At 41.0% G+C, this 11,670-nt stretch carries 10 protein-coding genes; 7 read left to right on the forward strand and 3 right to left on the reverse strand.

Annotated elements, in window-relative coordinates:
* Positions 1-22: 22 nt before the first annotated feature.
* The 3 genes from tssM to DA100_RS04155 all read left to right on the forward strand — a co-directional run bounded on the left by tssM (position 23) and on the right by DA100_RS04155 (position 5,392).
* Positions 23-3,520, forward strand: a complete 3,498-nt coding sequence (gene tssM, locus DA100_RS04145; protein WP_171052133.1) for a type VI secretion system membrane subunit TssM — start codon at positions 23-25, stop codon at positions 3,518-3,520.
* Between the two features lie 52 nt (positions 3,521-3,572).
* Positions 3,573-4,829, forward strand: coding sequence for a type VI secretion system ImpA family N-terminal domain-containing protein (locus tag DA100_RS04150; protein WP_138971029.1), 1,257 nt, complete (start codon positions 3,573-3,575; stop codon positions 4,827-4,829).
* 125 nt (positions 4,830-4,954) lie between these two features.
* Positions 4,955-5,392: a YcgN family cysteine cluster protein gene (locus DA100_RS04155; protein ID WP_138971030.1), complete on the forward strand. Its 438-nt coding sequence runs from the start codon at positions 4,955-4,957 to the stop codon at positions 5,390-5,392.
* 57 nt (positions 5,393-5,449) lie between these two features.
* Here DA100_RS04155 and DA100_RS04160 read toward each other — a convergent pair whose 3' ends face one another.
* On the reverse strand, positions 5,450-5,749 hold the full coding sequence (locus DA100_RS04160; protein WP_138971031.1) for a type VI secretion system PAAR protein: 300 nt from the start codon (positions 5,747-5,749) through the stop codon (positions 5,450-5,452).
* Between the two features lie 587 nt (positions 5,750-6,336).
* Between DA100_RS04160 and DA100_RS04165 the strand changes: the two genes are divergently transcribed.
* The 4 genes from DA100_RS04165 to DA100_RS04180 all read left to right on the forward strand — a co-directional run bounded on the left by DA100_RS04165 (position 6,337) and on the right by DA100_RS04180 (position 10,582).
* Complete coding sequence (locus tag DA100_RS04165) at positions 6,337-6,927, forward strand: response regulator transcription factor (RefSeq protein WP_138971032.1); 591 nt, start codon at positions 6,337-6,339, stop codon at positions 6,925-6,927.
* A gap of 137 nt (positions 6,928-7,064) precedes the next feature.
* Positions 7,065-7,379 carry a hypothetical protein gene (locus DA100_RS04170; RefSeq protein WP_138971033.1) on the forward strand — a complete coding sequence of 105 codons (315 nt, stop codon included), beginning with the start codon at positions 7,065-7,067 and terminating at the stop codon, positions 7,377-7,379.
* Positions 7,380-7,956: 577 nt separating this feature from the next.
* Positions 7,957-9,663, forward strand: coding sequence for a hypothetical protein (locus DA100_RS04175; protein ID WP_138971034.1), 1,707 nt, complete (start codon positions 7,957-7,959; stop codon positions 9,661-9,663).
* A gap of 688 nt (positions 9,664-10,351) precedes the next feature.
* Positions 10,352-10,582 (forward strand): ANR family transcriptional regulator, encoded by a 231-nt coding sequence (locus tag DA100_RS04180; RefSeq protein WP_138971035.1) that lies wholly within the window; start codon positions 10,352-10,354, stop codon positions 10,580-10,582.
* 329 nt (positions 10,583-10,911) lie between these two features.
* Here DA100_RS04180 and DA100_RS04185 read toward each other — a convergent pair whose 3' ends face one another.
* Positions 10,912-11,271, reverse strand: coding sequence for a hypothetical protein (locus tag DA100_RS04185; RefSeq protein ID WP_206208550.1), 360 nt, complete (start codon positions 11,269-11,271; stop codon positions 10,912-10,914).
* 103 nt (positions 11,272-11,374) lie between these two features.
* Positions 11,375-11,670 (reverse strand): transposase (locus tag DA100_RS04190; protein ID WP_138971036.1); only part of this gene is annotated, 296 nt, incomplete at its 5' end.

Raw genomic sequence — 11,670 nt, forward strand, 5'->3', positions numbered from 1 at the left:
TGTTAAGAAACTTAAGCCGGGCATAGCAGCGGCCCTTCCTATTTTGCTGTTTACTCTATTTATACTACTCAACGTTGCCATTTGGTGGGCAGGTCCTTGGCTGGAAATTCTCGGGACGAAACCTTTAGAGTCCGTGATGGCTCGAAGCATCGCGAGTGCACTGTTTGTGTTGCTCTCGTTGTCAGCGTGGGGTATTTGGCAGTGGCGTAAATTGCAAGGTTTTAAGAGTCAGCAAAAACGAGAAGAACAGCGAAAACTCGATCCAATTGCGAAATATGAAGAGCGTCAGGAAGTCGAACTGAATAACGTAATGAAAGAGATGAAGCAAAGTCTCAATACGCGTAACTATCTCTATTCATTGCCTTGGTATCTAGTGTTGGGTGTTGAAAACGCGGGCAAAACAAGCTTAATCAACCGTTCAGGACAGAACTTTGCGCTTTCTTCTGTGATGCGAGCCTCGGGGCAGAAAAGTGATAACCCTTACTATTTCGACTGGTGGATTGGTGACGAGTCCGTACTGATTGACCCTGATGGTGAGTTACTTACTCAAGGTAATCGTAAAGACAAGGAAGCTGCTGAAATACAGCGCCGCTTATGGCTTCATTTCATCAATTGGTTGGAAAAAACGCGCAGTAGAAGGCCGTTGAACGGTATTGTTCTCGCGCTTGATATCTCTAATCTTGCCGTCTCTACTGCGTCAGAGCGTAAGGCTTATGCAAACTTGCTGCGTGCGCGTATTCGCGAATTAATGGAAACACTGGCGACTCGCTTGCCAGTCTACATTACGCTGACAAAACTTGACTTGTTGTATGGTTTCGAACCTTTCTTTAAACATTATTCCAAGTCACAGCGAGATGAAGTATTAGGTTTCACCTTCTCTCTAGAATCGGTCGATAATTTAGATCACTGGTTAGAAGAGTTTTCTAAAGACTATGGGCAGTTTGTATCAAGAATCAACGAACTCTTTCCCCATGCGGTGGCAGAGCCGTTGGAACAAGCCGAGCGTGACGCTATCTATAGCTTTACGCGTCAAATGTCAGGGCTGCAAGATATTCTCAAAAACTTTTTCCGAGATGCACTCTCAAGTGATCAGTTCTCTACCTCTGCGTTAGTTCGTGGGGTTTACTTTACGTCGGTTTATCAGCAGGGAGTGCCTAGCAACGCCTTTGGAGATTCCGCCTCTCGTCGCTATGGTCTATCGCATGCGGTGAACGAAGCTCAAAATGCTAAGAACTCAACGGTATATTTTACTCAGAAGTTATTTAGCAACATTATCTACCCAGAGGCAGGATTGGCTTCGGATAACTTCCGAGTGGCAAAACACAAACGTCGTTTAATGGGCCTTTCTATTACCGCTTGTATGGTGGCAACGGTGCTTTTAGCGGGGACGTGGCATCGCTATTACCTAACCAATGTTAACCAGTCTGATGCGGTACTCACTAAGGTCAATGAATACAAAACTCAATACCCATCTAATCTTTATCTGGCTTCTCAGAAAGACATTCTTGAACCGTTAAACAAGATTCGACAAGCGACATTGGAGTTCGGTTTTTTCCGTGACAAGCCACGCTACTTATCTGATCTTGGTCTATATCAAGGGCATACTATTGGGCCAATGGTCGAAAATACCTACCTTAACTTGCTCGAAAACCGTTTCTTGCCACTTCTAATGGCGGATGTCGTTGTTGCGCTTAAACAGGCTGAGAATGAGGAAGAGAAACTGGCAGTTCTGCGAGTTTATCGCATGCTGGTAGATAAGAGTGGTCGCTACGAAGATTATGTGCTTGATTACTTTGGTAAATATTGGCAGAGCACGTTTGTCGGGCAAAAACAGGTTCAGGGTGAACTGTTAGAGCACTTAGATTATGCGATGCGCCATACCGATCTCGCTGGAAAAAGGCAGCAAGGTGACGAGTTCGCAGAACGAGTGATGAAGCCATACGATCGCACCATCGCCAGCGCTCAAGCAGAACTTAGCACTATGCCTAACGATCAGCGTGTTTACCGAAATTTGAAGCTGAACGCGCAAACCGTGTTAGGCCCTTCGATCAGTATTCGTAATTTAGTTGGTCCAATCTTTGATGTTGTGTTCGAAGAGCGTGTGGCTAATAGCAGCTTGTATATACCACAAATGCTGACAAAAGCCGGCTTTGAAAACTATTTCATGCCGAGATCCGAGTCTGTCTCGGAGTTAGCCCTGATCGATAGTTGGGTATTAGGACAGTCTAAAACGGCGCAGTTTAGTGAAGCAGATAAACAAGTACTTCGTGAAAAGATTCGCAATCTGTATGTTGCAGATTATGTGAACACTTGGCGTGCAGCATTGAATGATATCGACATGAAATATTTTGGTGACATCAATGATGCGGTGATGGTGCTAGAGAGCTTGACTGGAAACGTCGAGCCAATGCAGCGATTACTCAGGACATTAAAGAACAACACTCAGGTCATTGAGGGATTAGACCCAGATAATGACGTAGCAGAAGAACTGCTAAAGAGTGCTAAATACAAAGTCGCGTCAAGCATTCAATCTCCATTTGCTGAGTTAAACTTAATGCTTAAACCCGTTGGAGAGCAACCTGCGTATATCAATGAAGTCCTTGAATCGGTTGATGAACTGAAGGCTTATTTGAAATCGATTCAAGAATCACCAGATGTCGGTATGGCAGCGCTTGACGCAACGAAGGCGCGAGTAAAGTTAGTCAGTGCGGATCCTATCTATACCTTGAAGCGCATCTCTTCTGGTTTACCAAGACCATTGGATAGCATGATCGCTAAGCTGGCAGATGAAAGCTGGTATGTGGTGAAGCAAGAAGCGATTAGATACTTAGAAGTGCGTTGGACTGAAGATGTTTACAAGCCGTACTATACCAAGCTTGCGAGTCGCTACCCGTTTAATCCTGCTTCCACAAAAGATGTGGCACTGGAAGATTTCGAATCCTTCTTTGCTCCTAATGGCACCTTGGATAACTTTTACACTAATCAGCTGAAAATTTTTATTGAAGAGAACATTGCCGTTGATGATTACGATAACGCTCAATCGCTGATCCGCCCTGAGGTACTAGCGCAGATTGAACAAGCACAAAGAATTCGTCAGGCGTTCTTTAACCGTAAAGGTATCTTAGACGTAAACTTCTCTGTCGAGCCTCTTCAGTTAAGTGGGAATAAACGCCGCAGTGTACTTAATGTTGATGGTCAGTATCTCACATACAGCCATGGACCGCGTGAAGGTGTTGAGCTGATTTGGCCAAATACCCTGCGTGATTCTGCCGTGTCTAAAGTGACTTTAGTGCCAACCAAGTCTAACTTGTCGCCTAGAAGTATTAACGAGAAAGGACCTTGGGCATTTTTCCGACTATTGGAAAAGGGTAACGTTATGTCAGCGGGCAAGACGTCGGTTGATTACCGATTTGATGTCGATGGCGGAGACATGATTTATCGCATCAATGCTGAATCGGATGCCAATCCATTTACTGAACGCCTGTTTAAGTCGTTCAAGTTATCTAAGACTCTTTACTAAAACACTAAAAGGAGCGAGGTGACTCGCTCCTTTTCTACAGGACGAAGTATCTATGTCCAATACAGTATTACTTGACCAAGTTGTTTATCGTGTAACAGCCGATTCTGACTCAATCAGACATCTCGAAAGTTATCAAAAAATCAGAGATGAGATTAATAGTCGCTTTAATCCCCTGTCTGGTGGCACTAATTGGCAAGAGGTATATGAAGCGTGTGAACACCTAGCTAAGGGACCAGGTGTTGACTTACTCATGTGTAGCTATCTAACCATAGCCAAGCTGAAAATTGAGGGGTTGGCGGGTTATGCCAATGGCTTAGAGCTCCTAATACAATGCTTGAGTTTGCTACCCAAGCCGGACTCAAAATCGGCCAAAATGCGCAAAGAAGTTTTAGATTGGGTCAATGGCAAGGCCATTCCTGAGTTAAAGAAAATGAAACCCTCTCAAGAGCAGTTGCGAGATCTTTATCGCAGCGAGAGAGTATGCGAAAGAATCCATCACTGGATGACACTTCAACAGCCTCAAGTGGACGTTGATTTTGAAGGGGTTGGATTTGTTCTGTTTGAACATATTGATCAAATAGAAACGCGTTATCATACGGCGATAAAGCGCCAAGAAAAGCAGCGAGAAAACGACAATAGAGTCACGCGTCGCCGTTACTACTGGAGTTTGACGGGCACACTTGTATCGACGCTTGTCGTGAGTGGTGTGTGTGGGTGGCTCTATTACAATCCGAGCTTCATCAATCAATACCAGTTCAAGCAGTCGGTCGAAGTTCCCGCAATCAATACAAGCAACCTTGATCGTTATGTGGAGCATACTAAACCGAAAAAATTAGCCGCTGTTCAAGCTGAGCTGATCCCTATGTATCAGACGTCGATTGAAGAGAAAACCAAAGTCTCTATTGAGCAGCCTTACTTAAAGGCGCTAGAACAACTCAATGTTTTGCAGAAACTGTATGCAGGAGACGAGCAAGTTGAACAGATAAGCCAGACCCTATATCAAGACCAACAGTTCGCGCTCGATCAGGCGAATGAATTTATCGCTCGGTTTAGTGAAATACGCACAAAGATGGCAAATATTGCGCTGCTCGCTAAGAAACAGCGCTGGCAACAGGTCGCGAATGAAACCAAATCATTGGAGGACTTTGCTGTCAGCCTATCGCCAATCTATGGTCGAGTCGGCTATGTAGAAAACTTGATTGAGCAACACCAGTACGAGCAAGCTCGGCAAGAGTTTGATGAATTGAAAAGACGTCTGAATAATTTAAGTTGGAAAGTGGCCGAACTAAATCAAAGGCTTGAAGAGTAGAGCCTTGAATAACATAGATGCATATCGGTTAACCCCTAGAGGAATCACTTGCACTTTGGACAAAGGATCTATATAAATTCCGCTTTCCTTTTCCACGATGATATTTGAACACTTGGGGTTACCATATGACGCAGTTTTGGCAGCAAAAAGCTCTCGAAGAGATGACCGAAAATGAATGGGAGTCCCTTTGTGACGGTTGTGGAAAATGTTGCTTGCACAAACTGATGGATGAAGACACCGATGAGATCTACTACACCAACGTGGCGTGTAGTTGGTTAAACAGTAAAACCTGTTCGTGTAAAGACTACCCAAACCGTTTTAGCTCAGGTGAAGAGTGTACCAAGCTAACTCGTGAAGATATTGATGATTTTACATGGCTTCCGAACACTTGTGCTTATCGTTTACTCGCTGAGAAGCAACCTCTTCCTGAATGGCACCCGTTAATCACGGGCTCTAAGTCTGCTATGCATGCTGCAGGGGAGAGCGTACGCAATAAAGTGGTCTACGAAATCGATGTTGTTAACTGGGAAGACCACATCCTCAATCACCCAAACAGAGATTAAAATTAATAGGCTGTAACATAGGTCTACAGCCTATTAGACGATGGTGAGGTTGGAATATTATCCTATCTCGACATCGGATGATGCCGACGATATTGTTCCTCCGCAGTCTATCGAATCCCCAAAACGTGCTGCGGGTTTACCGTCAATAAATACGCTCGACGAACCTTCCGCGACACTTCTAGGGTGGTTGCCATGAGGGGTCTTATCACACGGGCAGCCATGATCTTGCAGTGGATCACCTTGGCGAACTGATGGCTGAAAATTAATCATCACACTTGGACTCCCTGCAATGATTGGTGTTGGTGGGAAGCAATCGTGCTCCGATCCGGTATCACCTAGCCTTGCTGCTTTTGGCATATAGCCTCCTACTATTAAATTGACATTATGCCCATCGATATTTAAAAAATGACGAGCACATGAAGCGAAGTTATGTCATCTCTCAGAGCTTACTCAGATCGCCGAGAAAACCCTTGGCGCTAAGGTCAAACCAATATTGATCAGTCTAAACAAAGGCGAGTTGTTCATTGTTAATCAAGTACTGTGCCAATTTTAAAAATTCAATATTTTCAATTGCTTAATATTTTTATCTACTTTGAGCGGGCAGTTTTTTGCTCGATTCAAAGACTTTGGTTCCTAATTCGTTTTCAGTTAAAAACACGCCTAACATGACTGATTGTTATGCGCTCACCATCGTTTCGGGCATCCGACCGCTAGATTGCGAGGGTGACCTCGTTCCAACAAGGCTGCGCCCTCGGCGTAGAGCTTTAGTCCTGTCGCATCAATCCAAAATGTCAGTGAGCCGCGATTAAATAAAGCTTGGTTATGTTGTTTCCAATTTGGAATTGATGACTTTCCATACTTTCATAAAAATATTTCTTATTATATAAAAACTAGGAATACATCCAGGGGGGATCATCATGCAAACCTATTTATAGAGGCTTACAATGAACTCAATTAAAACGCTTATATTAGATAACCAACCAATTATTAGACGTGCTCTTGCATCAATGCTTAATAGCATTACTGTTAATACTGAGATTTTTCAATCAGATTCGATAAAGGATGCACACCGTATTCTTCGTGGACAGAGTATTGATATGATCATACTTGATATCGTTTTGAATGATGGAAATGGCTTAGATTTCATTCAGCGTATTCGAAAAAGTGGTTATAAAGGCAGGGTTTTATTTGTTTCTTCAAATAATTCCCCTCTCTTTAACCATACCGCTAAGAAAGTAGGTGCTAATGGTTACATACTTAAGACAGAAGACACTTCACTAATTAATGAAGCCATTTTAGTAACCTATCGAGGGTTTTATGCATTCAAAGAGAGTTTGGCTACAGCACATGAACTCCCTGATCTAACAGAGCGTGAATCAGTAGTATTTGGCTATTTATCTCTAGGCTACTCAAACAAGAAAATCTCAGAACTATTATCTTTGAGCTCAAAGACAGTTAGCACTTACAAATCTAGAATTCTAGAAAAATTCAACGCTAATTCCATTGTCGAGATAATGGAGTTTCAACGCGCATAACACTGTTACTGACGCCGCCAAACATGAAAATAACTCTCCAAATTGGAGAGAGTACTTTTGAAAAACTCATTCACTTTACTACAAGCATGGAATAACTGAGCACGGATTCTCATTATCTACATTGAGAGAAATTGACGATGCTATTACCTAAGAACACCTTCGAAGCACTGCAAATTCCAAATATGATGTTACATCATATGAGTATTAAACTACTTGAGGACCAGGGGTTTAGCGAATCTGAAGCAAGAAAAATCATTGAGGTAGAAGTCTATTTATTAAGCCTAAGAGACACACGCAAGATTCGTAATCAAGTGAACCGGCACGAATACACTTTCGAGCGAGCGATGCTCAAGATTCTGAAGCAAAAACAACGTCAATATTTCTTCATATTGTTACAACAATTTTGGGAAGCTCAAGTCCGAAATTACGAAGAAAAGGCTAAGCCATCTTAATTCTTTAACGGTATCAAAAGCTAAAGTAAAAAAGGGAGTTTTCACTAAAAGAAGTTCATATAAACAGGTGAGGGCATTATGTGTACAGATACAATAAAAATGTTGGCAATGAACCGGTTTCACCCAGTAAGAGTGCCTTATCAAAATGTATCCCGACAGGCTATCTGCTGTATGCGACGCTCAATAATGTTGACACGCTATTATTCTAAAGGGCAAAACTTCTATTGGTTTTGCTTAAGTTGTCACTCTATTACCCTTGATCGGACAGAGCATTATTAGTCTGACTTTACACTTCTGAATTATTCACTCAATTTGGTAGCGATTGAGTGAATGATTTTAGTAACTATACCCGGCTTTGATTCGTGTTTTCTTAGTTGTCATTGTCCACCTCGTTAGTAAATATACTCACTTAACACAGTGTCCAAGACTTCTGGAGCGGTTCGGCCGAGATTCACACATAAAAGCCTTACAAAATAAAAGTGTAGGAAAACTCTTATTTCTTTTGGTTGATCTTGAGTACACAAGTAAGCCGCAATACTATTCACCCTCTTTTCAGCACAGTATAAAGGTTTCATTAATGAACGTAAATTTTAACAAAATGCTATTTATTCTAGTTATTATGTTATCTGCATGCAGTGAGGAAAGTGATGTTAAGCGACTATCTGTTGATGGTGATAATAACCCTTCAACAGATGGCGGAACCCCTCCAGTTGTGATATCAGATTATCCATGGACTTCAAACGATGGTGGGGAGTTTTTAAGTGTAAATAGTATTGATTATAAGACTAATGATAGTTTAAAACTAATTGATGTTACAGTCTTACAAACCGAAAATTTCGTTAAGTTGAATTCAAATGGAAAACAAGTTTATAGATTTGATGATATTGATATTATTGATTTAGGTTCAAATCAGTTTGAAGTAATAAATAATACTCCTGATAGAATTAACAAAATGTTGGTCAAGACAAATGAGCATGACAATCCTGTTTTGGTTTCAATGGATATCACGCTTCAACCATTCAGTAAGTCTGAGATATTATTTAGTGAAAATGTTACTAGTGTTTCTTTCTATAATACGTTAGGGATGTTTTTACCCCAAATAACTTTGGCTGGAGAAATGTCCTCTGAGGAAGGTAAATTATGTTCAACTCCTTGCTATTCAGATCCAGATGCTCAGCAAAGCAGTGTGTATTGGGTTCTTTCTAGTAACTTACATAAAGCGCTTAACCACAAAGCTCTCTTACCTGAACTATTACGTTACTATCGTGAGCATGGATGTACAGATTATCCGAGCGCTTGTGCTAGTAATGGTGAAAGTGTTGCGAATATAAACTATATGAAAATGGGAGTTAAGGGGCATAAACTTACCTTGAAAACGCTTTCAGGTCCTTATTCTAATGAGGGAGTTGGGGGCGGAGGTACGCCTAATCTAGATGACATTCAAACCAATAGTTCGGGGTGGGCGTCAATTTGGACCGACTATATTACAGCTGGTGTAGCATCTTTTAGACCTTTTGACCTGAGAACTCAGAAAACCTTATTCCACGAAAGTGCACATGGATATGGTTACAATCATTATTCAGGTATGACATATGGTTTTGCAGATTATTATGGTAAAGAGTTTTTAAGTGCCTATTTTGATGATAAAGATATAACGGGTGTAAGTTATTTAAATCCAGCATCTATTGTCCCAGTATTAGTCGAGTCCAAAAATAATCATTTGAAGTACAAAATTTTTACTCTTGAGGAAAATTATGATTACACTAGGGTTTTTTCACGCGTTATTACAGAAGAAAAAATTTCTAGAAAGGATAGATTTTTCGTAGAAAATGGCTCTCTTTACTATGAACTTAATTTAAATGAATCTCCGACTAGCTCTGTTGTCATCCAATTTTATGATGATTCGAGTAACTTTGTGTTTAGCACACGAGAAATATCTGAATTTCACCAACCTAAACCAATTATTGTTGATGGAGTTGATTTGAATTACTATGAACTATCTAATAAGGTAACTCAAGGTCGAAATTTTATTCACGTCAATAGTATTTGTAGCAAATACATTCCAGGAAGTATAGGGGCTACAAAAAACAACTATAGCGATCTTTGGAATTCAAATGATTTTGACGCATCCTTATTAAATTCTACTTATTATATTTCTAGTAATATGTCTCAAACCAATAAGAGATGGAAAATTAATATGAAGGATACCTTGACATTGAACATGACTAGCGAAGATAGATATACTCCTTTTGGGATGGAGGATAGCTTACTCTGTGTAAATTGATTGGTAGGCGATCACCCGATGACCTTTAGCTATTGCAATTTGGGCAAATTCAATTGGAAGCGCATTGCGCCACAAGAGAGTCGAGCTTTGGCATTAAACAATTAAGATATTCTGACATTGTTTAATTCTTCTACACTGTGTGCCGATTAATTAACTTTACCAGTTCTATCTTTCGTTGTTAATATTATTGCTCACTGTCGACTCGATATGATAGAACTTGTTGAAGAGTTCGCAAGTATTATCCAAAGCGGTCGTATCCTCGGTTGTTCCTGATTTAATTAAGACGGAGATTTGCGTGACAGATTGTGTTGTGTAAAGAAATGATTTAGGTATAAATTCTGACGTTAATATAAGAAATATCATGCTTAACATTGTTGTAGGAACGTGTATTTTATATGTTCAGGAGGTAACAATGGTCAAACAACAGTTTCGATACAAAGGATTTGTAATTTCCTACTTCGATGGACAATACCATCTTACGATCCGGGATGTTAAAAGCGGAAAGAGCAAAACGTACAAGCGTCCTGAAATTCACTCATTAATCACAATTATTGATAACATCAGACGTTTTGAGACCCCTCCTCCCTCAGAACCTGAAACAAAGCGAGGCCGTTTTTGGACCACCCAATTAAAGTAAGCTTAATGATTGTTTTTATGTCGAAAGTTCATACTCTTTTATAGGTGAAAAATGCAGCTAGATACATTGACACAACTGTCTTACAACGAACTTTCACAACAGGCAGCTCTATTTGAAAGGCAAAAGCAATGGAGTGCGGCGGCAGAGTATTGGCAATACGCCGAAGAGAAAGCCAAAAATGGAGACAATAAAAAATGGGCAGTTTGTCGTAAGGCGTTTTGTATCAATCGTTATTATTACTCCCAAAAATCAACCAAGCGACCAAATGTCATTGTCATTTAGCCGCTTGGTTGATTGAACGGTTTTGTATTAAGCGTTAACGGCTTCTTTCAGTGTTTTACCCGCGAAACCTCGTTACAAAACAAATAACTGGAAGCAGCCTTCTGAGAACAAAGGCATCCTCGTAACTTAGCGGTAGGTTGCCAGAAGCTCTAGGGCTCCGAAAAAACGCTATGGCTACCATAAGCGCTCGCTATCATCACAGCGCAGAACAAGCTGACAGGACAAGGCATGCCTGAAAATCAGTATCGAGTACAACCCAGATAGTGCGCTCACTGAAACCAGAACCAATGCGAAACTCCTCTCTATGAATTGTCGCTTAGTTAACCGAGTCACTTGCCAGTCTCTGGATCTAACGGGGTACTACGATACTCTTCACCAGCTAAAATATCGTAGTGAATCACGGTGTCGCTATTGAACTGAGAAAAATCAAAGTAGATACTGTAAGCATTGAAAACGACTAAATCCGCTTGTTTATCCCTTATTTCTCCATTCGTATAAAAACTGCATGCTAAGCCAGATGACCACTCATTTAAATCTTCGTAATATCGAGTACGACAATCTTTGGCTTCAATTGTAGAATCTAAGTCTATCGGTTTGTTGTAATATTTTGTGCCTGATTGGGGAATACGTAGTTGGGCAAAACCTACTGTATCAAATGCGTTATAGGCTTGAACTGTTATATTCCCCAAGTTTACTTCACAATCAAACGAGTCTTGATATTGCTGGAAAGGAATGCGCAATTCATACCTGTTTGGGTCGTTGGAGAGTAAGCGTTCACCAGCACCGTGTTGACTAAGTGTTTAGGTAAAAACTCGTGTGTTTAAGATCGAGCACATTTGGGTACGGCTGCTGACGAACAACAGCATTGACTATGCGTGAAAGCGTATCAAGTGACGATATCTTTCGCTTTTTACAAGTTTCGATTAGCGAGTGTAGGCGGTCTCGGAACTTGTCGCCTGCATCCGAGGTAGTGCCGTAGCTGATTTTTCTTTGAATAACAAAGCCACGAAGCCGGCGTTCAGCTTCATTGTTGGTCAATGGTATTTTGGGGTTAGTTAAGAACAACCACAAGCTTGGGCTATGCTCAT

The sequence above is a fragment of the Vibrio sp. Hep-1b-8 genome (genome assembly GCF_006124995.1).
GTDB lineage: Bacteria > Pseudomonadota > Gammaproteobacteria > Enterobacterales > Vibrionaceae > Vibrio.

Coding starts and splice junctions, on each gene's coding strand:
- DA100_RS04160 (WP_138971031.1), bottom strand. CDS start 5,749: ATGCCAAAAGCAGCAAGGCTAGGTGATACCGGATCGGAGCACGATTGC.
- DA100_RS04180 (WP_138971035.1), top strand. CDS start 10,352: ATGCAGCTAGATACATTGACACAACTGTCTTACAACGAACTTTCACAA.
- DA100_RS04165 (WP_138971032.1), top strand. CDS start 6,337: ATGAACTCAATTAAAACGCTTATATTAGATAACCAACCAATTATTAGA.
- DA100_RS04150 (WP_138971029.1), top strand. CDS start 3,573: ATGTCCAATACAGTATTACTTGACCAAGTTGTTTATCGTGTAACAGCC.
- DA100_RS04155 (WP_138971030.1), top strand. CDS start 4,955: ATGACGCAGTTTTGGCAGCAAAAAGCTCTCGAAGAGATGACCGAAAAT.
- DA100_RS04175 (WP_138971034.1), top strand. CDS start 7,957: ATGAACGTAAATTTTAACAAAATGCTATTTATTCTAGTTATTATGTTA.
- DA100_RS04170 (WP_138971033.1), top strand. CDS start 7,065: ATGCTATTACCTAAGAACACCTTCGAAGCACTGCAAATTCCAAATATG.